This is a genomic window from Pseudarthrobacter sp. MDT3-1, assembly GCF_054510755.1.
In genome coordinates, this window is record NZ_JBTNDX010000010.1 from 67,804 (window position 1) to 93,063 (window position 25,260).

Below are 25,260 nucleotides of genomic sequence, written 5' to 3' on the forward strand. Positions count from 1 at the left end.
CAGGGTCCTTGGGTAAGCAAAAGGACCGTCCGGCGCAGTGCCGGACGGTCCTTAGGTGTGCCGGGATAAACCGGCCGAAGTGCTGTTGAGGACTAGACCTCGGTCAGGACCTTCGTGACGTTGGGGTCGACGGAGATGCCGGGACCGAACGTGGTGGCCACGGTGGCCTTCTGGATGTAGCGGCCCTTGGAAGCGGACGGCTTCAAACGAAGCACCTCTTCCAGTGCTGCTGCGTAGTTCTCGGCCAGCTTGATGGCGTCGAAGGAAACCTTGCCGATGATGAAGTGCAGGTTCGAGTGCTTGTCGACGCGGAAGTCGATCTTGCCACCCTTGATGTCGTTGACAGCCTTGGCCACGTCTGCGGTCACGGTGCCGGTCTTCGGGTTCGGCATCAGGTTACGGGGACCCAGGACCTTACCAAGACGGCCAACCTTGCCCATGAGGTCAGGGGTGGCTACGGCTGCATCGAAGTCGGTCCAGCCGGCTGCGATCTTTTCGATCAGGTCATCGGAACCAACAAAGTCGGCGCCGGCAGCGATTGCTGCCTCAGCCTTGTCGCCCGTTGCGAAGACCAGGACGCGGGAGACCTTACCGGTGCCGTGGGGCAGGATAACGGTGCCGCGGACCATCTGGTCAGCTTTGCGAGGGTCAACGCCCAGGCGGAAGGCAACCTCAACGGTGGCGTCGAACTTGGACGGGTTGGTGTCCTTGGCGAGCGTTACTGCCTCGAACGGCGCGTAGAAGTTCTCCGCGTCGATCTTGGCGGCTGCTGCCTCATATGCTTTGCTGCGCTTTGCCATGCTGCTTATTTCTCCTTGTGCAGTTGTGGTCTGCGGACCGCGCTGGGCCCTGCCACAGCCGAGGATCCTGGGAGGACCCTGCGGCATTACGGTTTGTGCCGGTTGTCCGGCAGTGGTGCCGGTTTCCCGACGGTGAAGGCTATTAGCCCTCTACGGTGATACCCATGGAGCGGGCGGTACCGGCGATGATCTTCGCTGCGCCTTCGAGGCTGGTGGCGTTGAGATCTTCCATCTTGGTGGTGGCGATCTCGTTGACCTGGGCCTGAGTCAGCTTGGCAACCTTGACGGTGTGCGGGGTGGGTGAACCCTTGGCAACGCCTGCAGCCTTCTTGATGAGCTCTGCAGCCGGCGGGGTCTTGGTGATGAACGTGAAGGAACGGTCTTCGTAGACCGTGATTTCCACGGGGATAACGTTTCCGCGCTGGGCTTCTGTGGCAGCGTTGTACGCCTTGCAGAATTCCATGATGTTGACACCGTGCTGGCCAAGCGCAGGACCGATCGGCGGGGCCGGGTTAGCGGCGCCTGCCTGGATCTGCAGCTTGATGAGGCCGGTGACCTTCTTCTTGGGAGCCAATGTAAGGTCCTTCTCTCAATATCTTCCTAGGACACAGGAGCGTGCCTCAGGTTGTTGGCCGCCATGGCGAGGCGACCGGCCGTTCCGGGGCTGCTAAGCGGGCAGTCCGGAACGAATTCTGTGCGGGTAACTAGATCTTGCTGACCTGGTTGAATGCCAGCGTGACCGGGGTTTCGCGTTCGAAGATCGACACGAGCACCACGAGGGTCTGGGATTCCACCTTGATCTCGGAGATCGTGGCGGGGAGGGTCTCGAACGGACCTTCCTTGACGATGACCGATTCGCCGACCTCGAAGTCGACGTCGATCTGGGCGGCAGCGTGCTTGACGGGCTTGCCCTTTTCGGCCTGCTCTTCTTCGAAGACCGGCGCGAGCATGGAGAAGACTTCGTCGAGGCGCAGCGGCACCGGGTTGTGGGCGTTGCCCACGAAGCCGGTAACACCGGGAGTGTGGCGGACGGCGCCCCAGGAGGCATCCGTCAGGTCCATGCGGACCAGGACGTAGCCGGGGATCCGGACGCGGTTGATGACCTTGCGCTGAGCGTTCTTGATCTCAACGACCTCTTCCATGGGCACCTGGATTTCGAAGATGTAATCTTCCATGTCCAGGGTCTGGATGCGGGTCTCAAGGTTGGCCTTGACGCGGTTTTCGTAGCCGGCGTAGGAGTGGATGACGTACCAGTCACCCTCCTGGCGGCGCAGCTTGGCTTTGAATTCGTCGGCGGGGTCAACCTCGGCCTTGGCGGCCGCGGCTGCCAGGGCGTCTGCATCAGCGTCGTCGCCCTCCGAGTCGCCCTCAGCAGGTTCGCCTTCTACGGCGTCACCCTCTGAATCGGCACCCTCTGAATCGTCTGAATCGTCGGCGGAATCGGCGTCGGCGGATTCGGGCGCAGCGGACTCAACCTCGGACTCTTCACCGGCTTCAGCCGTGGGGGCCGCCGTCTTGTCCGTGGACTCTTCCAGCTCAGTCTCGGTTACCTCGAGCTCCTGCTCAGACACTTGGTCTCCTGCTTCCTCATTGCCTAACATGCCTATTTAAATGGCTCAATTCCGCACACCGCGTGGATTCTTCCGGTTTACCCGGACAAGGCCACGCGGCCTGCGGACGATATGCCTTAGCGGTCCCCGGGAGCTATCCCGCCGAAGACCCAGCTGACCGCGGTTCCAAAACCGATGTCCAGCAGGCTGACGATCACCATCATGATGGCCACGAACACCAGCACCACGAGCGTGTAGTTGATCAGTTCCTTGCGGGTTGGTGCAACAACCTTCTTCAGTTCGCCGATGACCTGGCGAATGAAGAGTGCAATACGAGCGAAGAAGTTTGCCTTGGCGTCCTTCTTAGCTGGGCGGCCCTTGGAGCTGCTGGCAGCTGTTTCGGTCACCTGGTCCTCGCTCATCTTTGCAATGTTGGATTACCCGGTTCTGATCAGAACCATGGTTGCTGCGCTTGCTCCGGCATTCCGCCGGAACAGCTTGCGCAGGGCAGACAGGACTCGAACCTGCAACCTGCGGTTTTGGAGACCGCTGCGCTACCAATTGCGCCACTACCCTATGGATCGAAAACAGCATCCTGACAAACTTCCGCAGTTTGCACTGGGGCGCACGTCATCATCCGTGTTTTCAACACCGGAAAACCAGTCTACGCAACAACTTCGTCTACGTCGAACCAGCCTCATTCCGGACCGTCCAATCCGCCCTGGTGGGTGACTTGACCTGCAGTCACATCCACGCCGGCAGCCCGAACGATCCGCTGAACAGCATAGAGTAGATCACGTCGAATTCCACCATTCAGCCTCCGGGCTGCAAGCGAAGAACGGACCCCGCCATGTCTGCCGCCCGCGTTTCCAAGCGCATTTCCGCTATTGCCGAATCCGCAACCCTGGCCGTTGATGCCAAGGCCAAGGCGCTGAAGGCAGCTGGCCGGCCCGTTATTGGCTTCGGGGCAGGGGAACCGGACTTCCCCACCCCGGACTACATCGTCAAGGCGTCCATTGAGGCCGCCGGCCAGCCCAAGTACCACCGCTACTCCCCCGCCGCCGGCCTGCCGGAGCTCAAAAAAGCCATCGCCGAGAAGACTCTCCGCGACTCCGGCTACGCCGTGGATCCGTCCCGGGTGCTGGTGACGAACGGCGGCAAGCAGGCCGTGTACAACACCTTCGCCACGCTGTTGGATCCGGGCGACGAAGTGATTGTCCCCACGCCGTTCTGGACCACCTACCCGGAGGCCATCAGGCTCGCCGGCGGTGTCCCCGTTGAGGTGTTCGCCGGACCTGAGCAGGACTACCTGGTCACCGTTGAGCAGCTTGAGGCCGCGGTGACGGACAAGAGCAAGATCCTGCTGTTTGTCTCGCCGTCCAACCCCACCGGCTCCGTCTACAGCCCCGAGCAGGTCGCCGAAATCGGCAAGTGGGCCGCCGCCAAGGGGCTCTGGGTGGTCACCGACGAGATCTACGAGCACCTGACGTACGACGGCGTCCCGTTCACCTCCATCGCCACCGCAGCCCCGGAACTGGGCGACAAAGTGGTCATCCTCAACGGCGTCGCAAAGACCTATGCGATGACCGGCTGGCGCGTCGGCTGGATGATCGGCCCGGCCGACGTCATCAAGGCAGCCACCAACCTGCAGTCGCACGCCACCTCCAACGTTTCTAACATCATGCAGATCGCAGCCCTCGCCGCGGTCTCCGGACCGCTCACCGCCGTCGACGAGATGAAGGTGGCATTTGATCGCCGCCGCAAGGCGATCGTTGCCGGCCTGAACGCGATCGACGGTGTTGAATGCCCGACGCCGAAGGGTGCGTTCTACGTCTACGCGGACGTCCGTGCGCTGCTGGGGAAGGAATTCCCGACGGCGGCAGGCACCGCAACGCCGTCGACCTCCGCCGAACTGGCTGCTTTGATCCTGGATGAGGTTGAAGTTGCCGTGGTACCGGGTGAGGCGTTCGGCCCTTCAGGCTACCTGCGGCTCTCCTACGCCCTGGGCGACGATGACCTCGCCACCGGCGTCGCCCGGCTCCAGGACTTCCTGGGCCAGGCCAAGTAGGGACGCTCTCTCACTTCCTGCAGGAAATACTCAAACGCTCTATCACTTTCTTTAGGAGTGATAGAGCGTTTGCGCTTAAGCCGCATCAAGTGAGAGAGCGTTGGGGGAAAAGGCACATTATGTGAGAGAGCGTCCGGGGTGGGCTAGAGGAGGCGGCGTTCGGCGGCCCACTTGGTCAGCTCGTGTCGGCTGGAGAGCTGGAGTTTGCGCAGCACCGCTGAGACGTGGGTTTCCACGGTTTTGATGCTGATGAACAGCTCCTTGGCCACCTCCTTGTAGCTGTAGCCCCGGGCGATCAGACGCATCACTTCAAGCTCGCGGGCAGACAGCCTGTCCAGCTCGTCGTCGGCAATATCGGCCGGAGCGGTGCCGAAGGCGTCCAGCACGAAGCCGGCCAGCCGGGGCGAGAACACAGCGTCGCCACCGGCGACTCGGAACACGGCGTCGGTGATCTCGGCCCCGGAAATCGTCTTGGTGACATACCCCCGGGCACCGGCGCGGATGACTGACACCACGTCCTCGGCGGCGTCGGAGACGCTCAGGGCCAGGAACTTGGTGGTGGCCAGGAGCGACGCGGAACCCGCGATGACTTCCCGGCCGCCGCCACCCAGACCACCGGGCAGGTGCACGTCCAGGAGCACCACCTCCGGACGCTCCTGCGCGATCACCGCGATGGCCTGCTCAACCGTTGCCGCTTCCCCCACTACTTGGATGCTCTCAGAGAGGTCGGCCTTGAGTCCCGAGCGGAAGATGGCGTGATCGTCCACGATGACCACCCTGACCGGCGTTGCGGGGCGGATGGGCCCGGTCCCCTGTATGCCGGTCCCCTGTACGTTGTTCATGATTTCCCTTCCGCGTTTTCCGGTTGGAGTGCCGGCATTCCCAGCCGCACCTCAGTGCCGTTGGGCGTGCTGGTGATGGAGGCGGACCCGCCGTGGCGTTTCATGCGTCCGATGATCGATTCGCGGACACCGAGACGGTCTTCGGGCACCTCCTGCAGGTCGAAGCCCGGCCCCCTGTCCTTGATGAAGATTTCCGTCCGACCATCGGAAACTTCGAGGTAGACAGAGACGGTCCCGCCGCCGTGCCGGGAGGCATTGAGCATCGCCTCACGGCTGGCCTGGACCAGGGCTTCATGGGATTCGGTCATGGCTGTGTCCCCGACGCTCACCACCTCCACAGCGTTGCCGAGCGAGTCTTCCACTTCGGCACCCACGGCCTTGATGCGGTCCGAAAGCTGGCCCGCCTCCTTACCCGGGTCCTGGAACAGCCAGCTCCTGAGCTCACGTTCCTGCGCCCGGGCGAGCCGGACAACGTCGTGCTCGTTTCCCGCCCGCCGCTGGATCAGGGCGAGGGTCTGGAGGACGGAATCGTGCAGGTGGGCAGCGATCTCGGCCCGCTCCGTTTCACGGATACGGCCCGCCCGCTCAGTTTCCAGGTCCCGCCAGAATTTGAGGGCCCACGGAAGAAGTACCAGCACCACGCCGCCCAGCACCGACACCGACGCCAGCAGCGCCAGCCAGGTCTGTTCCCAGGATCCGGAACCGGACACCATCACCAGCACGCCGGCAACCACCAGCGCCAGACCGGCGGCCAGGCGCGCCCAGCCGCCTGCCTGATCGGCCTTGGTTTTGTCCACGAGCCCCGCGCGGCGGGTTTCGTCGAGCTGCATCCAGGCGATGGCTGCACCGCCCAGCACGGCAGCCGCGGGGATAAGGGTCTCCAGGGGCACGTCCACGCCCAGGAGCCGGGCAATCATGATGCCCGCCACGAGGAGGAGTCCGGCGCCCAGCAGAATCTCCTTGCCATAACGCATGCTGCGGACCCGGAACCACGGCGGCCGCACGGGGGCCCCGTAGCTCGAACCGTAGCCGGCAGCGGGCCCGCCGGAAACACCCCCCGGGGCGAAAGCACCGGCGTCGGGATTTCCCCACCAGGGAGCGGCCGCGGGCGAGCCCTGCGACGGCGCCGCCGAGTGCGGCCCGGCGCTGAATGCCGGGTCAAGGCTGACGGCCGGGGCAATGGGCGACGCCGGACGCCTGGCATTGCGCCGGGCACTTTCGTCGGCGGTGGGGACCATGATCCACAGCCACGCATAGAAGGCCAACCCGGCGCCACCGGCGAGCGTCGCGAGTGCCATGCCGATCCGCACGCTTTTCACCGGCCAGCCCAGATGCGCCGCGAGGCCGGCACAGACGCCCGCGATGACGCGGTCGCTGCTGCGGACAAGCGGTGGGCGGGTGAGGGCGGTGGTCATGTGTCAATCCAAGCACGGATCAGGGTTCCCCGGACCCGATTCCGGCCTGAACCGGGGGTAACTCAGGGGCGAGTCAGGGTGTTCCCCAGTAGAGCTGCGCCGCCCCGGACGGCAGGATCGAAGTATGAACTCCCAGACCCCCACCCCCGATGACGGCCAGCCCACCGAACCGCTCCCCCCAAGCGACCCGGACCAGCCGACCGAACCCCTGCTGCCACCCCCGGCTGCTTCGCAGGACACACCCCCGACCGCCGGTCCCTATGCCGGCCCGTACGCAAGCCCGCATGCCGGCCCGTATTCCGGCCCGTACTCCAGCGCCAAAGCGCCGGGGCAGTCCGGTGACTTCTTCACCTGGGTCCGGAGCCACGGTATCCAGCGCGGACGCGACCGGTGGATCGGCGGTGTCTCCAGCGGCATCGCGCACCGGATGGGCATCGATCCGCTGATTGTCCGCGGCATCTTCATTGTCCTCACCCTCTTCGCCGGAATCGGCGTCCTGCTCTACGGCCTGGCCTGGGCAGTCCTTCCCGAACCCGACGGGCGCATCCACGTCCAGGAAGCCGGCGCCGGCCGCTGGTCCAGCGGCATGACAGGCGCCCTGATCACCACTGTGGTGGGGCTCACCGGGCTGGGCGGCGGATTCTGGGGCTGGAGCCGCAACGGCTTCGGCGGATTCCTCTGGACCGTCTTCTGGGTGGGCGGCGCCATCTACTTCATCTACTACCTGACCCAACGCAACAAGGCCCGGAATGGAGCTCCCATGAACGCCGCACCGCAGCCGGCCGGCGCAAACTCCGGTTACTCGGCCGACCCCACCGCCCCCTATGCCTCGCCGTTTGCGGCCACGGATTCCGCCTCTGCCCGCACGTCGAGCACGTCCGGCGCGACCGGCAGCGCGCCTTACCTTCCGGTCCCGCCGTCGAGCGTCAACCCGCCTTACGGTGGGGGCAGCTACGGCGGCGGCAGCTACGGCGGGGGCGGCAGCGACGGCGGTGCCTACGGCGGCTACCAGCCTCCACAGGGCCCGGCACGCGCACCCAAGGTCCGCCCGTCCGGCCCCGGCGCCCCGGCAGTAGCCATTACAGCCGGAACAGCGCTCCTGGTGGGTGGCGGGCTCAAAGCCCTGGACGCCGGCAACGTGATCAACCTCGGCGACGCCGCCAACGCGATCGTCTGGGCCAGCGGTGCAGCCGTCCTGGGCCTGGGCATCCTGGTCGCGGGCCTGCGCGGCAGGACGTCCGGAATCCTCGGATTCTTCGCCGTTGTTGCCCTGGTGATTGGCAGCATCTTCAACGTTGTGGGCAACGGCGACAGGGTCCGCTTCACCCAGGTCGACTGGGCACCGACGAGCCAGCAGCAGGCGGCCGATGGCTTCAGCGTCACCGGCGGCAGGGGAACCGTTGACCTCACCCAATTGGGCGCGCAAGCCCCGCTGGACTCAGAAGTCGTGGTTCCCCTGGACATCACGGCGAGCAACGTCACCGTGATCCTCCCCAGCAACATTCCCGTGGACGTGAGGGCAGACATGACGCTGGGGAACCTCAACGAAGGCACCAACCACCGGGGCGGCATTACCTCCCAGGAAACCAGCTACAACACCGACAAGCCAGGCGGCCACCTGATCATCCGGATCGACGGCACCCTCAGCAACGTCACCATCCAGGAAGGAAACTGACATGAGCAGCTTCGATCCGGCACCGGATTCGTCTACCCCGCAAACCCCGACGACGGTGCACACCGACGCGGCCGGACCCTCACCCACACGGGTGGGCACGATAGTCTGGGGCCTGATCGTGATGGCGCTGGCCGCCCTGATCATCATCGCCCAGTTGGGCGTGGTAACCCTGAACGGCACCTACGTACTGATCGGCCTTATGATCGGCGCCGGCGCCGCGCTGGTGATCGGCGGGCTGCTTTCGGCCCGAAAGCGTGACAATGAACCCACAACAGGGAAGTCTTGAACCATGGACAAGTTCTTCAGCATCGTCAGGGGCTTCGGCCTGAAACGTGGACCCCAACGCTGGCTGGGAGGTGTGTGCGGCGGCATTGCAGCAAAGCTCAACGTGGATGTGGCATTCGTCCGGATCGCTTTCCTGGTCTTCTGCCTCCTCCCCGGCCCCGCCGTCGTCCTCTACATCGCAGCGTGGCTGGTCCTTCCTGACCAGCAGAACTCCATCCCGCTGCAGAAATTCCTGGACCGCCGCTCCATCAGCTGACCTCAGGTCAGAACCGCAAGGCCCCCGCTCCCCGGAGAATTCCTTCCAGGAGCGGGGGCCTTTCTGCTGTCCTTGTCCACCGGCCGGTGGACAACAGATTCAACCGGCCGGGCCTGTTGACCGGCACCCCGGGACTGCAACGCTGGAAGCATGAACACTTCCCTCATCCCCGGGCAGCGGCAATCGCCTGATGCCATCTGAGCAATCCCGAGGTGGCCACCGCGCTCCATATCGCCGAGGCGACGGTCAAGACCCACCTGCTGCGGATCTTCAACAAGCTGGACGTGGACGACAGGACCCGTGCCGTGGTCCTTGCCATGGAGCGGGGCGTTTTGTAACCGGTTTGTGTCGTAACGCACACCGCCGACTACAATCTAGGTGAGCTCAGCGTGGCGCTCTGCCTGTAAACCTTCACACCAGGATTTGAGCCGAGACATGAAAATTGGAATTCTTACCAGCGGCGGCGACTGCCCCGGACTGAACGCTGTCATCCGCGGAGCCGTCCTCAAGGGCATCGCCATCCACGGCCACGAATTCGTGGGGTTCCTGGACGGCTGGCGGGGTGTCGTCGAAGGCGACATCATCGACATCCCCCGCAGCATGGTCCGCGGCATCGCCAAGCAGGGTGGCACCATCCTGGGCACCTCCCGCACCAACCCCTTTGAAAACGGCGGCGGGCCGGAGGTCATCAAGGCCCACATGGACCGCCTCGGCATCGACGCCATCATCGCTATAGGCGGCGAAGGGACCCTCGCGGCCGCGAAACGCCTTACCGACGTCGGTCTCAAGATCGTGGGTGTCCCCAAGACCGTGGACAACGATCTTGACGCCACCGACTACACGTTCGGTTTTGATACGGCCGTCCAGATCGCCACCGAGGCCATCGACCGGCTCCGGACCACGGGCGAGTCCCACCACCGCTGCATGATCGCCGAGGTCATGGGCCGCCACGTTGGTTGGATTGCCCTGCACGCCGGCATGGCCGCCGGCGCCCACGCCATCCTGATCCCCGAGCAGAAGGTCAGCATCGAGCAGATCACCGAATGGGTCCAGGAAGCCCATGACCGTGGCCGCGCCCCGTTGATTGTTGTTGCCGAGGGCTTTGTTCCGGACCACATGGAATCCCCGCACTCCGAGCGCGGCCTGGACACGTTCGGCCGGCCCCGTCTGGGCGGCATCGCGGACCAGCTCGCCCCCGAGATCGAAGCCCGCACCGGCATCGAGACCCGTGCCACGATCCTGGGGCACATCCAGCGCGGCGGCGTCCCGTCCGCGTTCGACCGTGTGCTCGCCACCCGGCTGGGCATGGCCGCAATCGACTCCGTGGTGGAGGGCTACTGGGGCACCATGGTGGCCCTCAAGGGCACCGACATTGTACACGTGAGCTTCGACAAGGCCCTGGGCCAGCTGAAGACCGTACCGCAGAACCGCTACGACGAGGCTGCGGTCCTGTTCGGCTAAGCCTGATCAGCGCGAACGGACACTTGAGGCCCTCCGCTGTGGGGCCTCAAGTGTCCGTTCGCGCTTCCCTGTGCTGGGTAGGCTGGGGATATGACTCTTGACCCCGGTTCCGCCGCCATCATCCAGCTCGCTTGGGCCCGGCATTTGGGGCTCGACGACGGCGCTTTCGCTGCGTCGCTGACTTCCGGCGAGCGTTTGGTCAGGGCCGACGACGCTGCAGGGACTGTGGAGTTCGTCAGGCTGTTCGGCAGCTCGGCACTGGTGGGACCCCAATGGGTCATTGACGCCGCCGCCGGAATTCCGGATGAGGAGATGGCCCAGCATGTGACCCTCCTGACCCTGACCCGGTCCCACGGAGGCCACGGCCTCGGCGCCGCGGCATTGTTCTTCGCCGACGACCTGCCCCTTCGCCAGCCCTCCGAAGAGCTGACCGTGTCCCACGGAAACCCGGAGGCGATCGAGCTGGAAGGCCTGTGCCCGCCGGACGACGTCAACGAAGTGCACCTGTCAGAACTTGGGCACCGCTACACGATTCTCCACGAGGTGGACGGGCGGCGCTTCCCGGTGGCCTGCGGCGCCTACGGGGAATGGGAAGGACTTCTCGCGCAGATGGGAGTCCTGGTGGACCCCGAGTGGCGGCGACGCGGGCTCGGATCGGTGGCCGCATCGATCGCCGCCCACGCGGCCCTCGCGGCGGGCCTCACCGTCCAGTGGCGCGCCGAGGTCAGCAACACCGGCGCCGTGGCCCTGGCGCGGCAGCTGGGCCTGTCCACCGGCGGCATCCAGACCAGCGTGCACCTGGGCTGACGCCGCCTGGGACGGCTGCCTACTTTTGGGACGCCGCCTAGGACGCCCGGGTGGCACCCTCTACGGCCGGAGCCGCCGGCTGACCGCCCCAGCCCGCTGCTACCTTGGGCTTGGCGAAGAACAGTGCCACGGCTGCGCCCACCAGGATCACACCGGCAGGAAGCAGGATGGACTGTCCCATCGCCGTCGAGAATCCCTCATGGAGCGCCTCAGGCAACAGTCCGGAGAATTCCATTCCGCCGGACCCGGAACCTTGCGCGGGAAGCTCCGCGGCCAGGCGCGCCTGGATGAGCACGGCGAGGGCCGCGCTGCCCAGTACCGCGCCGATCTGACGGGTGGTGTTGTAGACCCCGGAACCTGCCCCGGCCTGACGCGGGGGCAGATTGCGCGTGGCCGTGGAGCTCAGGGGCGCCCAGATGCCGGCATTCGCGAACCCCAGGACAGCACTGGGCAGGAGAAAGAGCAGGATGGGGGTATCCGGGTGCATCAGGTGAAGCCAACGGTGGTGATGCCGATGTTTGCCAAGGAGAAATTGCGGTCCCGGAACAGGCCCAGCGGCAGGAGCGGCTCGCCCTTGTTGAAGCGCTGCCAGAGTATGAACGCCCCAAGGACCAGCAGGCCGGAGATGATGAGACCCCAGACGCTGACGGGGCCAACGATGGTCCCCCAGTTGTACGTCTCGCCTTCCTGGATGCCGAACACCAGGAGGAACAGCCCGGCGGCGCTGAGCAGCACGCCCGGGATGTCGAACTTATGGGGGTCCGTGCTGAGGGTGGGGACGAACCGCCAGGCGAGGATAAATCCAACGATGCCGACCGGCACGTTGATGAAGAAGATCCATTCCCAGCCGAGGCTGTCCACGATCAGGCTGCCCAGGATTGGTCCCCCCAGCGTTGCCAGGCCCGCGGTGGCGCCCCACAGGCCCATGGCGGCGCCCCTTCGGTCCGGCGGGAAGATCCTGGTGATCACCGCCATGGTCTGCGGCGTCATGATGGCGGCGCCCAGGCCCTGGAAGATCCGGGCCGTGATCAGCGTCTGGACGTCACCGGCCAGCCCGCACCAGAGGGAGGCGAGCGTGAAGACCACGAGGCCGGAGAGGTAGAGCTTCTTGGGTCCGAAGCGGTCGCCGAGCCGGCCAGTGCCAAGGCCGCGCTACATTTTCCAAGCCTCAGTTGCCCAACAGATCGAGGATGTCGGTACGGGCGAACATCTGCGCGGCAGCCCGGGCGGAGGGGCTGCCGGCGTCGGGATCTGCTCCGGCGTCGAGCAACACGCGGGACACGTCCGTGTACCCCTTGAATGCTGCACCGGCCAAGGGGGTCTGGCCGCGGTCGTTGGCCGTGTTGGCCTCTCCGCCGTGCTCCAGGATCAGCTGTACCGTCTCAGCGTGGCCGTGGTATGCGGCCAGCATCAGAAGCGAATCGCCCGCGGTGTTGGTCATGGTGGCGGGCGCTCCGGCCTCGAGATAACTCCGCAGCAGACCGGTGTCCCCCTCCCGGGCAGCCTGGAAGAGCCGGTGCGCCAACGCCACCGCTTCGTCGTCGGTCGTGGCCTCGGGTTTGGCGGCGCCGGGCGTAGCGGCGTCGGGTGCGGTGTTCTCGGTCATGAGCGGGTCCCCCTCAGGAATCCAGTCTGGCGTCCCACTACCTGGCCGGCGTCGGGAGCAACAATTACTTCCTGGGCAGCGATGTAAGGCTCGTCGCCGTCCAGCACGGTCAGCATTTCGTCCGGTGCGACGGACCGTTTGATGACGGCCAACGCCACCGGGCCCATTTCGTAGTGCTGCGCAACGGAGGTCACTGTTCCGACCTTCCGTTCGCCGAGCATGACCTGGCTGCCGGGCGCGGGCATGGTGTGCTGCGATCCGTCCAACTGGAGGAACACCAGGCGCCGCGGCGGATGGCCCAGGTTGTGCACGCGGGCGATGGTCTCCTGGCCTTTGTAGCAGCCCTTGGACAGGTGCACGGCGGTGCGGAGGAGGTCCAGTTCGTGCGGAATGGTTTTGTCGTCGGTTTCGGCGCCCAGCCTGGGGCGCCACGCAGCGATGCGGAGGGCTTCGGCCGCCATTACGCCGGCGAGCGGGCGGTCTGCCAAAGTGTCCTCAAGTGCTGCGGCCGGGACGAGGTACTCGATCCAGGGCCGCTCCAGCCCTGGGTGCCCTTCCTCCGGAACCACAGCGTAGGAGTAGCCGCCGGCGCCGACGTGCGGCCACGGATCCCGCCAGGCCAGCAGTGCGGACCATTCCTCCACAGTCTTGGTGGACCCGAGAACTGCCCAGTCGGCGGAGACGTCGGTGACCTCGACGCGCAGCATGAACTTCATTTTGTTCAGCCACTCAGCCAGCGGTGCAGCCTCGGCGGCTTCAACAATCAGCCAGGTGGTCCCGCCGTCGTCCACTACACGGGCGTCAAACTCGATCCGGCCTTGGATACTCAACAGCAGCAACTCACTTGACTCGTCCGGCTGCAGGCCTGTGACCTGCTGGGAAGACAGGGTGTTCAGCCAGGTCAGCCGGTCCGGACCGCTGACCGTCACCACGCCGCGGTGGGAGAGGTCGACGACGGCGGTACCGGCCGCGAGGGCGCGCTGCTCACGCAGCGGCTCACCGTAGTGGGATGCGACGCCGGTGTCCGCGCCGGTGGCCTCGACGGCGCCGGGGCGCGACAGTAGGGGGCTGGGAGTAGTCATACTGGGGGAACGTCCTTAGGTCGGTGGGTATTCCGGTCTCGGGCAGCGGGTCCTGACAGGCTCGACCACCGGTGGGTCAACCACCGCGCCGCGGCGTTAGCGGTATTCCGGGTTTTCGAAGTCGAAGCGTGTTCCGGCTTTCCATTCTTCAGGAAGATTGCCGTAGGCGGGAATCCCGCCGGCGTCCTTAAGCATCCGGGCGAAATGCAGCAGGTTCCATGTCATAAACGTGGTGTTGCGGTTGGTGAAGTCGGATTCGGGGCCGCCGGAGCCTTCGTCAAGATAGCTCGGGCCGGGGCCAACCGGGCCGATCCAGCCGGCGTCGGCCTGGGGTGGGATGGTGAAGCCGATGTGCTGCAGGCTGTACAGCACGTTCATGGAACAGTGCTTGATGCCGTCCTCGTTGCCGGTGATCAGGCACCCGCCAACTTTGGGGTAAAACACCCATTGGCCCTTGTGGTTGAGTTCCCCCGAATGCGCGTAAAGCCGTTCGATCAGCTTCTTGGTCTGGGAGGAGTTGTCGCCCAGCCAGATGGGACCGGCCACCACCACAATGTCGGCCTCCTCAACAGCAGGGTACAGTTCCGGCCACTCATCGGACGGCCAGCCGTGCTCGGTCATGTCCGGGTAAACACCGCTCGCGATGTCGTGATCGACAGTCCTGATCACGCGGGTGCTCACGCCCTGTTTCTCCATGATGAGGCGGCTGACATTGATCAGGCCCTCGGTGTTGCTGGTCTCGGGCGACCGTTTCAGAGTGCCGTTGAAGAACACAGCCTTCAGGTCGCTGTAATCCGTGGAGTCCTTCTGTGTAGCCATGATGCTCCCTTGATTCACTCGTGGGTGAAGCCCAGGATGCCAAGTCTACCGATGACCGGTGACACGGCAGGGCGTCAGGAAACCTTTTTCAGGAAGGCAGAGGCGTGCGCTTCGAGGCCCTTGCCGGGCTGCGATGTTCCGCCGGTGGCCACGTCCCAGCGCCAGAGCAGGTTGCCGTCCACCAGTCCGAAGATCCGGGTGGCCGCGCTGTAGTCCTTGGAATGGCTTCCGCGCATCACCATATCGGTGGTCAGCTGGATCTGAGGGCCCTTGATCTGCCCGTAGTAGAGCTCGGAGATCCCGCCGGGATGTGAGATGGACACCGAGATATCGAACCCGCCGTCTTTATTGCGGAGCGCTTCGACTTCATCGGCGCTCTTGAGAGCGGGAACAATATCGGCCGGAATCAGGCCCGGTCCGCCGTCGGCATCAAGCTGTTTGCGCTCCAGCGCCCAAAAACCGGTCTCAACCGTCAGCGGCCGCAGGCGCGTGCCGTCGTCGTCGGTTAACCAGCTCTCCGCGCGGTACTGAAGATACGGCAGGCCGTTGTGCGTGAAGGAGACATGCTGGAGGAAGTGCTCCGAGTCCTCGTCCCCGCTGCCGAGCCGGCCGCTGCCTTCCCACTCACCAATGAGCCAGGAAAGCGGAACAAGTTCCGGTGTCAGGTCTGTAGGAATTTCTATCGGCACGGCAATTACCTCAGGAAAATGCTAGCTCGTTGAACGGGTTTACTTCTGGCCTTTGAAGAGGCGGTAAACCACAAAGCCGGCGAACCAGGCCATGGACAGGCTGGCGATGCCGAGCAGGACGAGGAAGAAGATTTCAAATGCAAGTACGGACATGATGCCATCCTAACCGGTTAGTAGATGAGTAGTTTGTCTATGAAGTAAGCCAGGGAGCCCACGGCCGAAACCGGCGCAAGGCCCATGCTAACCGCAGCCAAAGGATTCAGCGGACCGCCGCGGAGTGTTACGAGTCGGCGGAAGCTGACCAGCACGGCGCCCACCACAACACCGAAGATCGCCGCCGGCAGAACAGCAATATCGGAAAAGACCAGTCCGGCGAGCGGCCCGGCAAGTCCTGCCATCACAATGCCGAGGGGGGCCACGATGCTGTCCGGCCAGCGGATCAGGCCGGCCAGCAGAGCCACGGCAGCGCTGATGGCTGCCACCAGGAGCATCTCCCGCACGCCGTTGAAGCGCGCGCCGGCAATCCAGCCTGCCCCCAGGCACGAGAGGAGTACCCCGGCGCAGCAGCCCAGCGTGGACTCAAGCCGTTGGGCCTGGCCCGTGCCTCGGATGAGCTGCACCACAAACACAGCCATCATTCCCAACGCCATGAACGCCGGCGTCCAGTCCAGGAAACCCGGGGCGGGGACAAAACCGGCAGCGAGCGCCGATCCGACGCCCGGCAGCGCAATGACGGCTGCAAGGGTCTTTTTCGCGGGGATGCGCAGGAAATGGGGCCAGCCGATGCCTACTGCCACAGCGATCGCCACAGCGACGCCGATGAGTACCTCACGTGAGATGTAGACGCCGGCGATGATCGCTACGAGTCCCGCCACTCCGACAACACCGATGACCCACGAGTCCAGTGACTTTGCCGGGGCCTGCACGTCGGCGGTCATCGGAAACCCGGCCGGCCAGTTCGCTTCGGCTTCGACTCTGCACTCAATTCGTGGCATCCCATTCTGGCTGTGGACCCGGCGGCTCGGCCTTCGGTGTCAGGGCGTTCTGCCCGACGGTTCAATCCTGCCTTATGTGACCCGGATATGTCGCAAAACGAAGGTTTGAGGGGGCGGAATCCGTGCTGTCGTGCAGGCCGGTGGGTATACTCAGAGTTCAGCTACGCTTCCTGCTACGGATGCCGGCCGGATAGATACTTAGTCGGCCAAGTCCGCTGCAGTGAGATAGTACCGGCCGGTGAAAACCCGGTTCAGTCGCCCGAAGATGCGCGGACGCCCCTTGGAGGAACAATGTCGCACATCCTGCTATTGACGAACAGCACCGGTTCTTCGGTAGACATTCTGCCTGCCCTGGAATTGCTGAACCACCGCGTGCACATCCTCGCCGCGGAACCCACAGCCCTGCTGGAGACCGATCCCTGCGACATTGTGCTCCTCGACGCCCGCAAGGACCTGGTGGGCGCCCGCTCCCTCACCCAGCTGCTCAAGGCCACAGGTCTGAGCGCACCCCTGGTCCTGATCCTGACCGAGGGCGGCATGGCCGCTGTTTCTTCGGCCTGGGCCGTGGATGACATCGTGCTCGATTCAGCCGGTCCCGCCGAAGTGGAAGCCCGCATCAGGCTCTCCGTGGCGCGGGCAGTTCCGGACAAGGATGACGCCCCCACGGAGATCCGGGCGGCAGGCGTGGTCATCGATGAAGCGAGCTACACTGCCCGTGTCAACGGCGCCCCGCTGAACCTGACGTTCAAGGAATTCGAGCTCCTCAAATACCTGGCCCAGCACCCCGGCCGCGTCTTCACCCGCCAGCAACTGCTCACCGAGGTGTGGGGCTATGACTACTACGGCGGCACGCGCACCGTGGATGTCCACGTCCGGCGGCTGCGTGCCAAACTCGGTGCAGACCACGAAAACCTGATCAGCACGGTCCGGAACGTCGGCTATCGCCTGACCCTGGTGCGGCAGCAGGAAGACGAACTGACGGAAGCCTGACACCGTTCAGACAGCAACAGCCCCGGACCGCTGGTCCGGGGCTGTTGCTGTCGTAGTGATGCTGTATTTGTGGAGGACATACGGGTCGAACGTATCGAGGCCACCCCACTGGTGGATCCCCCTCGTTTCCCACCGTTACCGGCGGGTGAGATATCGACTATACGTGCCTGCCCCGGGGCCATCAAATCGGAGCGCCGTCCGGCCGGGGCGTATAGCCTAGCCTCATGAGTCCTGCGCACCCGGAAAAATGGCCCGTCCTTATTATCCACGGCGGTCTGGAAGAACAGCTGCTGAAGGACTGCGTGGCGCTCCTCGCAGCTGCCGAGGAGTCTGACGGCAACCCCTCGCTTTCCGAGCAAACGGTGGTGACGCTCCGCGCCGGGGACTCTGCAGAGCATTCCCTCCTGACCCTGGCGCTCTACGCGCCGGACGAGGACTCCGATCCCTCCTCCGGCCAGGACCTGGCCGGGTTTGCCGTTGTTGTGGAGGAGCCGGACGGCAGCGGAGTGCTGGAAATTGCCGTCCACCCCAGCTACCGCAACCAGGGCGTGGCGGACAGGCTTGTCGGCGCACTTCAGTCCGGGCGAGGCCTGGATGGGCTGAAGGCTTGGTCCCACGGCAACCACGAGGCAGCCGCGGACCTCGCCGCCCGCTACGGCTACGGTCCGGTGCGCGAACTCTGGAAGATGAGGCTGACCACCGCCACGGCAGAACTGCCCGACGTCGGCCTGCCGGATGGCGTCACGCTCCGCGCCTTTGCGCCGGGCAGGGACGAGGACCGCTGGCTGGCTGCGAACCGCGCCGCATTTGCCCACCACCCCGAGCAGGGCTCGATGTCCCGCGCGGACCTGGATGCCCGCATGGCCGAGGACTGGTTTGATCCCGCCGGCTTCCTGTTGGCCGTGGACGCCGAGGACCGGTTGCTGGGATTCCACTGGACCAAGGTGCATCCGCGCCACGGCGCCCACCCTGCGATCGGCGAGGTCTACGCGGTGGGCGTCACACCGGCCGCGCAGGGTATGGGCCTGGGAAAAGCACTCACTGTGGCTGGCATCAGGCATCTGCAGGGCCTGGGGCTTCACGCCGTCATGCTCTACACGGATGCCGACAACACCGCTGCCGTTTCCCTTTACCGGGGCCTGGGCTTCACACGCTGGGATATGGACGTGATGTACGGACCGCTGGCCTCTGTTTAGTGCCGCCCGGGTGAGTTATCCCTCTCGTGTGACTAACGACTTCGGATGGCCCGAAATCTAGGGCTTGTGGACGCTGATTGATTGTAAGGTTGGTAAAGAACCGCGCCGGCCGAGGGCCAGCATCAAGCGCCAGGTAAGAGGAGAGACCATGAAACCGGAACCCGCCGGAACAGTCACGTCCGAGGGCGCTTCAGTGCCGGTGCGCGCGCGCTTCGGCTCATCCGAAGTCCCTGCCTCGCGTGCAACGCAGGACCGGATCGACATCCCCGAGTTTGCGCCCAACCTTGTGCCCGAAGGGGACATCCGGCCTGACCGTTTCCTGGACCGCGAGCTCAGCTGGCTGGCTTTCAACTCCCGCGTCCTGGAACTCGCCGAAGATCCCTCGCTCCACCTCCTGGAACGCGTGGCTTTCCTGTCCATCTTCGCGTCCAACCTGGACGAGTTCTTTATGGTCCGGGTGGCCGGCCTGAAGCGGCGCATCGCCACCAACCTCGCCGTGCCCTCCCCTGCCGGCCTCAGCCCTGTGGAGGTACTGGAGAAGATCGGCGACGAAGCCCACCGCCTCCAACAGCGCCATGCCCAGGTCTACGCCGAACAGATCCGCCCCGCCCTGGCCTATGAGCACATCCACCTGATGCACTGGGACGAACTGGATGACGCCGCCAAGCAGCAGCTCAGTGCCATGTTCGCCGAAAAGGTCTTCCCGATCCTGACGCCGCTGGCCGTGGACCCGGCACACCCGTTCCCCTACATTTCGGGGCTCTCCCTCAACCTGGCCGTCGTGGTCCGCAACCCCGTGAGCGACAAGGAACTGTTCGCCCGCCTCAAGGTTCCGGACCAGCTTCCCCGCCTGATCTCCATCGACGGTCCGCGGGCCGGGGCCGTGGCGGGACGCGTGGCGCGTTTCATCGCGCTTGAGGAAGTCATCGCCGTCCACCTGGACAAGCTCTTCGCCGGCATGGAAGTCCTGGAACACCACATCTTCCGCGTCACGCGCAACGAGGACCTCGAAGTGGAAGAGGACGACGCCGAGAACCTCCTGCAGGCGCTGGAGAAGGAACTGCTGCGCCGCCGGTTCGGCCCTCCCGTCCGCCTCGAAGTCACCCACGACATCAACCCGAACATCCGGGCCCTGCTCATCCGTGAGCTCGGAGTGGAAGAGTCCGAGGTGTACTCGCTCCCGGCTCCGTTGGACCTCCGCGGCCTGTCCGTCATTGCCGGAATTGACCGTGCCGACCTTCATTACCCCAAGCACATGCCGCACACGTCCCGATTCCTCAACGAGTCCGAGACGTCCAAGGCCGCCAACGTTTTCTCGGCCATGCGCCGCCGCGACATCCTGCTCCACCACCCGTACGACTCCTTCTCCACCTCCGTGCAGGCGTTCCTGGAACAGGCGGCCGCGGACCCCAAGGTCCAGGCCATCAAGCAGACCCTGTACCGGACCTCGGGCGACTCCCCCATCGTTGACGCCCTGATCGATGCCGCAGAGGCCGGCAAGCAGGTGCTGGCCCTCGTGGAGATCAAGGCCCGGTTCGACGAGCAGGCCAACATCTCCTGGGCCCGCAAGCTGGAACAGGCGGGCGTGCATGTGGTCTACGGCATCGTGGGCCTGAAAACCCACTGCAAGCTGTCGCTGGTGGTCCGCCAGGAAGTGGACGGGCTGCGCCGCTACTGCCACATCGGCACCGGCAACTACCATCCCCGCACGGCCCGCTACTACGAGGACCTTGGCCTGCTGACCGCCAATGACCAGGTAGGCGAGGACCTTTCCAAACTGTTCAACCAGCTCTCCGGCTATGCTCCGAAGTCAACGTTCAAGCGGCTCCTGGTGGCTCCGCGCTCCGTCCGCTCCGGGCTGATCGACCGCATCGAGACCGAGATCCGCAACGCCAGGGCCGGGCTGGCCGCAAGGGTGCAGATCAAGGTCAACTCCATGGTGGATGAAGCCATCATCGACTCCCTTTACCGCGCGTCCCAGGCCGGCGTGATGGTTGACGTCGTTGTGCGCGGCATCTGCTCGCTGCGTCCCGGCGTTCCGGGCCTCAGCGACAACATCACGGTGCGCTCCGTGCTGGGCCGATTCCTGGAACACTCCCGGGTGTTCGCCTTTGCCAACGGCGGCGATCCTGTGGTTTACATCGGCTCGGCGGACATGATGCACCGGAACCTGGACCGCAGGGTCGAGGCCCTGGTCCAGCTGTCCAATCCCGACGACATCAGCTACGTCCTTAACCTGCTGCGCCGCTACATGGATCCGGAGACAGCCAGCTGGCATCTGGATAACCAGGGCCTGTGGAACCGGCACCACATTGCCGACGACGGCAGCCACCTCGACGACATCCAGTCCTGGCTGCTGGCCTCGCGCACCCGCCAGCGCAGCCTGAGCCGTCGGTAGGGCTACGGCGTTGGCGGGCGACATCCTCGTAGCAGACCAAACAGAACATCCCGGCGAGGCAATCGCCGTCGTCGCAGCCGGGGCACTGCCTTGGCGTATCAACTCCGAAGGTCTCGAAGTCCTGCTGATCCATCGTCCGCGGTATGACGACTGGTCCTGGCCCAAGGGCAAGATCGACGCCGGTGAGACCCTTCCCGAATGCGCGGCCCGTGAGGTGCACGAGGAGATCGGACTTGATGCGCCCCTGGGCATTCCGCTGCCGCCGATCCACTACCGGGTGGCGACTGGACTGAAGGTGGTCCACTATTGGGCGGTCCACGTCAACGGGGCCCGCCTCGTTCCCGACGGCAAGGAGGTGGACCGCGTGGTGTGGTGCGCCCCTGAAACGGCCGCGGGGCTGCTGTCCAATCCGACCGACGTCGTTCCCTTGGAGTACCTGCGGGCAGCCCATGGCCGGGGTGACCTCAACACATGGCCGCTGATTGTGGTGCGGCATGCAAAGGCCAAGCCCCGCTCGTCCTGGTCCAAAGCCGAGGGCGAACGGCCCCTGGCCGCGACGGGAATCAGGCAGGCGCAGGCCGTCAGCCGGCTGCTGCAGGCCTGGAAGCCGCCGCGCGTGGTGACGAGTCCCTGGCGGCGCTGCGTGTCAACCGTGGCGCCATACCTGAGGGCAACAGGGGCCAAGGTCAAACTGGTGGAATCGCTGACGGAACACCGGCACGCCCGGACCCCCAAAAAAACCGCTGCCGCCATTGAGTCGCTCCTGGAGAAGGCACGGCCCGTCGCCGTCTGCACGCACCGTCCCGCACTGCCCACCATCCTGGGCCAGCTGGCCAAGCACATGCCTGGCCGCGTGCGCGCGCTCCTGCCGGACGCCGACCCTTACCTGTCCCCCGGTGAGCTGGTGGTGTGCCACGTGGCCATCGACAACAGGCGCCGCATCGTGGCAGTGGAGCAGTTCAAGCCCTTCGACGACTGAGTTTTCGGCACGCCCGGCCGCGCCGCCCGGCTCACCGATGAACTGCTGCTCGATCTGGTCCGCGGCAAACTGAGGAAGGGCTGATCCGATGCGCGGCCGGCGGCCAACGCTGGGGCCGGCCGCGGGACCCTTGCGGGGTCGGCGGGGCTTCGCCCGGTAGACTTTAGCCGTGAGCATCCCGACGCCTTATGAAGACCTCCTGCGCGATGTCCTGGCCCATGGCACGCACAAATCCGACCGCACGGGCACCGGAACCACCAGCGTTTTCGGCCGTCAACTGCGCTTTGACCTTGGCCGGAGCTTCCCGCTGATCACCACCAAACGCGTGCATTTCAAGTCCGTGGCAGTGGAGCTGCTGTGGTTCCTGCGCGGTGAATCGAACGTCAAATGGATGCAGGACCAGGGCGTGAGCATCTGGAACGAGTGGGCCGACGCGGAAGGCGAACTGGGTCCCGTCTACGGCGTCCAGTGGCGCAGCTGGCCCACCCCTGACGGCGGCCATGTTGACCAGATCGCCGAGCTGGTGGGGAACCTCAGGACCAACCCGGACTCGCGCCGGCACATCGTGTCTGCCTGGAACGTCTCCGAGCTCAAGGACATGGCACTGCCCCCGTGCCACGCGTTCTTCCAGTTCTACGTGGCCGACGGCAAACTGTCCTGCCAGCTGTACCAGCGCTCGGCGGACATGTTCCTGGGCGTGCCCTTCAACATCGCCTCCTACGCCCTGCTCACGTGCATGATTGCGCAGCAGGTGGGGCTGGAGCCTGGCGAGTTTGTATGGACAGGCGGCGACGTCCACATCTACGAGAACCACATGGACCAGGTCCTGAAGCAGCTGGACCGGGAACCCTATGAATACCCGCAGCTGAGGATCACCCGGAAGCCGGCCTCGATCTTCGACTACACGCTCGAGGACTTCGAAGTGGTGGGCTACCAGCACCACCCCACGATCAAAGCCCCGATCGCCGTATGAGCACCGAGAACGCAGCAGACCCCCAGGACTTCACGCAGGAACTCGCCGGTTCCGTGACCGGCGTCGGCCTTGTGTGGGCGCAGACGTCCGGCGGCGTGATCGGCAAGGACGGCGACATGCCCTGGCACCTCCCTGAGGATCTGAAGCACTTCAACCGGCTCACCATGGGGCACCCCGTGATCATGGGGCGCAAGACGTGGCTGTCCTTCGCGGACAAGTACCGTCCCCTGCCCGGCCGGACGAACATTGTGATCACCCGGCAGAAAAACTGGGGCGAATCGCCCGAGGCGGAGGGCGCCGTCGTGGTCCCCTCCCTGGATGATGCCCTCCTTGAGTCGCAGTTCGTCGACGGCGGCGGGACCGTCTGGATCCTGGGCGGCGGGGAAGTCTTCCGCCAGTCCACCGAACTCGCCAACGTCGCGGTGGTCACCACCATCGACGTGGAGGCGGACGGCGACACGTTCGCCCCCGAGCTCGATGAGACCTGGGAGGCGGCGGCGTCCGTCCCGCCAGACGGGTGGCTGACGGCGGCCAACGGAACGCGCTACAGGTTTACCAAATGGATTAGGACGCAGGGCTGAGATGTTGAAAAAACCGGAAACACTGTTTGTGCTGGGCTACATGCTGCTGCCGCTGCTCGCGCTGCTGTCTGCGATCGTTGGCCTGACCATGATCCTGGGCGGCAACAAGATCCCCGGCGCCATCGTGCTGGTGGTGGTGACGCAGGTGTTTGCCTTCGGCGCCTTCTACGCGTTGCGACTCCGCAAAGCCGCGGTGCTGGAGGAAACCAACCGCAGCTGACGCCTGTTTCCCCCGCACGCCGCTCGTACGCATCCCCGCGCGGGTGACGTAACCGACTGCGCCCTGCGCGATCCGGCGTCTAAACTGGACGAATGACTACAGCAGCTACCCCCTCCGTCGGCCTGGTCGGATGGCGCGGCATGGTCGGCTCCGTCCTGATGCAGCGCATGCAGGACGAGGGCGACTTCGCCAACATCAACCCGGTGTTCTTCTCCACGTCAAACGCGGGAGGTGCCGCCCCGTCGATTGCCGGTGCTGCCGCTGGCGCCGCCGGCAAGCTTGAGGACGCGTTCGACGTCGACACGCTGGCTAAGCTGCCCATTATTGTCACCGCCCAGGGCGGGGACTACACCAAGCGCGTGCACACCGAGCTGCGTGGCCGCGGCTGGGACGGCCTCTGGATCGACGCCGCCTCCACGCTGCGCATGAACGACGACTCGATCATCGTGCTGGACCCGATCAACCGCGACGTCATCGACAAGGGCCTGGTCAACGGGACCAAGGACTTCATCGGCGGGAACTGCACCGTTTCCTGCATGCTCATGGGCCTCGGCGGGCTGTTCAAGAACGGCCTCGTTGAATGGGGCACGTCCATGACATACCAGGCTGCTTCCGGCGGCGGCGCCCGGCACATGCGCGAACTGCTCAGCCAGTTCGGCACACTCAATGCCGAGGTCAGCTCGGAACTGGACGACCCGGCGTCGGCCATCCTGGAAATTGACCGCAAGGTCCTCGCCCACCAGCGCACCGACATCGACGCCACCCAGTTCGGCGTGCCGCTGGCCGGTTCCCTGATCCCGTGGATCGACGCGGACCTTGGGAACGGCCAGTCCAAGGAAGAGTGGAAGGCCGGGGTTGAAACCAACAAGATCCTGGGCACCTCGGACGAAAACCGGATCATGATGGACGGCCTGTGCATCCGGATCGGGGCCATGCGTTCGCACTCGCAGGCGCTGACCCTCAAGCTCCGCGAGGACCTCTCCGTGTCCGAGATCGAGAAGCTACTCGCCGAGGACAACGAGTGGGCCAAGGTCATCCCGAACACCAAGGAAGACTCCATGGCGGGCCTGACCCCCGTGGCTGCGTCCGGCACCCTGGACATCCCCGTGGGCCGCATCCGCAAGATGGAAATGGGCCCGGAGTACATCAGCGCCTTCACCGTGGGCGACCAGCTGCTCTGGGGCGCCGCCGAGCCGCTGCGCCGCATGCTCAACATCGCCACCGGGAACCTGTAACCTCCCGCGGCTCCGGCGCCGCACTTCTGCGGGATACGCCAAGTGCTTCCACTCAAGTCGAAGGACCAGCCAGCCTTCTTCGATCAGTGCGTTCTCCCGGCGACGCTCTGCGAGCAGCACGTCCTCCGTGGGCCCGTAGTCGGTGTATTTGCCGCTGCCATCAAACTCAATCACTATGCGGGTTAGCGGATCCGCGAAGTCTGCCCGGAATTGACCACTTGGCGTCTGAATCTCGAACTGCGGAATGAACATGTGCAGATCGAATGATCGCAGCAGCCTGGTCCGGGTCTCCCCCACCGATTCCGACCGCCCATCCAGGGCCGCCAGCAGATCCAGCG

General features: G+C 65.1%; 26 protein-coding genes, 1 tRNA gene and 1 pseudogene. 15 read left to right on the forward strand and 13 right to left on the reverse strand.

Annotation, left to right across the window (positions count from 1 at the left end):
* Positions 1-92 precede the first annotated feature (92 nt).
* The 5 genes from rplA to ACX80X_RS09910 form a co-directional block, all read right to left on the reverse strand.
* On the reverse strand, positions 93-800 hold the full coding sequence (rplA, locus tag ACX80X_RS09890) for a 50S ribosomal protein L1 (RefSeq protein WP_058931708.1): 708 nt from the start codon (positions 798-800) through the stop codon (positions 93-95).
* A gap of 142 nt (positions 801-942) precedes the next feature.
* Positions 943-1,374, reverse strand: a complete 432-nt coding sequence (rplK, locus tag ACX80X_RS09895; RefSeq protein ID WP_024365990.1) for a 50S ribosomal protein L11 — start codon at positions 1,372-1,374, stop codon at positions 943-945.
* Between the two features lie 130 nt (positions 1,375-1,504).
* Complete coding sequence (nusG, locus tag ACX80X_RS09900) at positions 1,505-2,371, reverse strand: transcription termination/antitermination protein NusG (RefSeq protein WP_252598415.1); 867 nt, start codon at positions 2,369-2,371, stop codon at positions 1,505-1,507.
* Between the two features lie 116 nt (positions 2,372-2,487).
* Positions 2,488-2,772, reverse strand: coding sequence for a preprotein translocase subunit SecE (gene secE / locus ACX80X_RS09905; RefSeq protein WP_056344431.1), 285 nt, complete (start codon positions 2,770-2,772; stop codon positions 2,488-2,490).
* Between the two features lie 81 nt (positions 2,773-2,853).
* Positions 2,854-2,926: transfer RNA gene (locus tag ACX80X_RS09910), tRNA-Trp, on the reverse strand.
* Between the two features lie 274 nt (positions 2,927-3,200).
* Here ACX80X_RS09910 and ACX80X_RS09915 point away from each other — a divergent pair.
* Positions 3,201-4,418: a pyridoxal phosphate-dependent aminotransferase gene (locus ACX80X_RS09915; RefSeq protein ID WP_252598417.1), complete on the forward strand. Its 1,218-nt coding sequence runs from the start codon at positions 3,201-3,203 to the stop codon at positions 4,416-4,418.
* A gap of 143 nt (positions 4,419-4,561) precedes the next feature.
* Here ACX80X_RS09915 and ACX80X_RS09920 read toward each other — a convergent pair whose 3' ends face one another.
* The gene (locus ACX80X_RS09920; protein WP_210412321.1) at positions 4,562-5,260 is read right to left on the reverse strand and encodes a LuxR C-terminal-related transcriptional regulator; all 699 of its coding nucleotides are present in this window, start codon (positions 5,258-5,260) and stop codon (positions 4,562-4,564) included.
* Positions 5,257-6,675: an ATP-binding protein gene (locus ACX80X_RS09925; protein ID WP_459308379.1), complete on the reverse strand. Its 1,419-nt coding sequence runs from the start codon at positions 6,673-6,675 to the stop codon at positions 5,257-5,259. The genes ACX80X_RS09920 and ACX80X_RS09925 overlap by 4 nt, the downstream gene beginning before the upstream one ends.
* A gap of 124 nt (positions 6,676-6,799) precedes the next feature.
* On the opposite strand from ACX80X_RS09925, the gene ACX80X_RS09930 reads away from it, so the two are divergent.
* From ACX80X_RS09930 to ACX80X_RS09955, 6 genes are all read left to right on the forward strand, one after another.
* Positions 6,800-8,350: a PspC domain-containing protein gene (locus tag ACX80X_RS09930; protein ID WP_252608562.1), complete on the forward strand. Its 1,551-nt coding sequence runs from the start codon at positions 6,800-6,802 to the stop codon at positions 8,348-8,350.
* 1 nt (position 8,351) lies between these two features.
* Positions 8,352-8,636 carry a hypothetical protein gene (locus tag ACX80X_RS09935; RefSeq protein WP_252569547.1) on the forward strand — a complete coding sequence of 95 codons (285 nt, stop codon included), beginning with the start codon at positions 8,352-8,354 and terminating at the stop codon, positions 8,634-8,636.
* Between the two features lie 3 nt (positions 8,637-8,639).
* Positions 8,640-8,891 (forward strand): PspC domain-containing protein, encoded by a 252-nt coding sequence (locus ACX80X_RS09940; RefSeq protein WP_056344450.1) that lies wholly within the window; start codon positions 8,640-8,642, stop codon positions 8,889-8,891.
* 197 nt (positions 8,892-9,088) lie between these two features.
* Complete coding sequence (locus ACX80X_RS09945) at positions 9,089-9,229, forward strand: response regulator transcription factor (RefSeq protein WP_374209980.1); 141 nt, start codon at positions 9,089-9,091, stop codon at positions 9,227-9,229.
* A 97-nt stretch (positions 9,230-9,326) separates the two neighbouring features.
* A complete protein-coding gene (locus tag ACX80X_RS09950) occupies positions 9,327-10,352 on the forward strand; it encodes an ATP-dependent 6-phosphofructokinase (protein WP_252569560.1) in 1,026 nt (341 codons plus the stop codon).
* A gap of 90 nt (positions 10,353-10,442) precedes the next feature.
* Complete coding sequence (locus ACX80X_RS09955; protein WP_252598421.1) at positions 10,443-11,159, forward strand: GNAT family N-acetyltransferase; 717 nt, start codon at positions 10,443-10,445, stop codon at positions 11,157-11,159.
* Positions 11,160-11,196: 37 nt separating this feature from the next.
* On the opposite strand, the pseudogene ACX80X_RS09960 reads toward ACX80X_RS09955, so the two are convergent.
* The 6 genes and pseudogenes from ACX80X_RS09960 to ACX80X_RS09985 all read right to left on the reverse strand — a co-directional run.
* Positions 11,197-12,299: pseudogene (locus tag ACX80X_RS09960) on the reverse strand (MFS transporter); the annotation flags it as partial.
* Between the two features lie 28 nt (positions 12,300-12,327).
* Positions 12,328-12,765 carry an ankyrin repeat domain-containing protein gene (locus ACX80X_RS09965; protein ID WP_252598422.1) on the reverse strand — a complete coding sequence of 146 codons (438 nt, stop codon included), beginning with the start codon at positions 12,763-12,765 and terminating at the stop codon, positions 12,328-12,330.
* Positions 12,762-13,847 (reverse strand): CAF17-like 4Fe-4S cluster assembly/insertion protein YgfZ, encoded by a 1,086-nt coding sequence (gene ygfZ, locus ACX80X_RS09970; RefSeq protein ID WP_459311890.1) that lies wholly within the window; start codon positions 13,845-13,847, stop codon positions 12,762-12,764. The genes ACX80X_RS09965 and ygfZ overlap by 4 nt, the downstream gene beginning before the upstream one ends.
* 96 nt (positions 13,848-13,943) lie before the next feature.
* Positions 13,944-14,666, reverse strand: a complete 723-nt coding sequence (locus ACX80X_RS09975) for a flavodoxin family protein (RefSeq protein ID WP_141141233.1) — start codon at positions 14,664-14,666, stop codon at positions 13,944-13,946.
* A 74-nt stretch (positions 14,667-14,740) separates the two neighbouring features.
* A complete protein-coding gene (locus tag ACX80X_RS09980) occupies positions 14,741-15,355 on the reverse strand; it encodes a nitrobindin family protein (protein ID WP_056344475.1) in 615 nt (204 codons plus the stop codon).
* Between the two features lie 170 nt (positions 15,356-15,525).
* A complete protein-coding gene (locus ACX80X_RS09985) occupies positions 15,526-16,293 on the reverse strand; it encodes a permease (protein WP_252598661.1) in 768 nt (255 codons plus the stop codon).
* A 348-nt stretch (positions 16,294-16,641) separates the two neighbouring features.
* Here ACX80X_RS09985 and ACX80X_RS09990 point away from each other — a divergent pair, with 348 nt between their 5' ends.
* From ACX80X_RS09990 to asd, 8 genes are all read left to right on the forward strand, one after another.
* Positions 16,642-17,340: a winged helix-turn-helix transcriptional regulator gene (locus ACX80X_RS09990; protein WP_056344481.1), complete on the forward strand. Its 699-nt coding sequence runs from the start codon at positions 16,642-16,644 to the stop codon at positions 17,338-17,340.
* A 224-nt stretch (positions 17,341-17,564) separates the two neighbouring features.
* Positions 17,565-18,536 (forward strand): mycothiol synthase, encoded by a 972-nt coding sequence (gene mshD / locus ACX80X_RS09995; RefSeq protein ID WP_252598425.1) that lies wholly within the window; start codon positions 17,565-17,567, stop codon positions 18,534-18,536.
* 148 nt (positions 18,537-18,684) lie between these two features.
* Positions 18,685-20,934: an RNA degradosome polyphosphate kinase gene (locus ACX80X_RS10000; RefSeq protein WP_252608559.1), complete on the forward strand. Its 2,250-nt coding sequence runs from the start codon at positions 18,685-18,687 to the stop codon at positions 20,932-20,934.
* A 10-nt stretch (positions 20,935-20,944) separates the two neighbouring features.
* Positions 20,945-21,913, forward strand: a complete 969-nt coding sequence (locus tag ACX80X_RS10005; RefSeq protein WP_252598428.1) for an NUDIX hydrolase — start codon at positions 20,945-20,947, stop codon at positions 21,911-21,913.
* Between the two features lie 169 nt (positions 21,914-22,082).
* Complete coding sequence (locus ACX80X_RS10010) at positions 22,083-22,886, forward strand: thymidylate synthase (RefSeq protein WP_252598429.1); 804 nt, start codon at positions 22,083-22,085, stop codon at positions 22,884-22,886.
* Positions 22,883-23,467, forward strand: coding sequence for a dihydrofolate reductase (locus tag ACX80X_RS10015; RefSeq protein WP_252598430.1), 585 nt, complete (start codon positions 22,883-22,885; stop codon positions 23,465-23,467). Before ACX80X_RS10010 ends, ACX80X_RS10015 begins: the two co-directional genes overlap by 4 nt.
* Before the next feature lies 1 nt (position 23,468).
* On the forward strand, positions 23,469-23,687 hold the full coding sequence (locus ACX80X_RS10020) for an NF038396 family protein (protein WP_252598432.1): 219 nt from the start codon (positions 23,469-23,471) through the stop codon (positions 23,685-23,687).
* Between the two features lie 92 nt (positions 23,688-23,779).
* Positions 23,780-24,922, forward strand: coding sequence for an aspartate-semialdehyde dehydrogenase (gene asd / locus ACX80X_RS10025; RefSeq protein WP_252598433.1), 1,143 nt, complete (start codon positions 23,780-23,782; stop codon positions 24,920-24,922).
* The last annotated feature ends 338 nt before the right edge of the window (positions 24,923-25,260 follow it).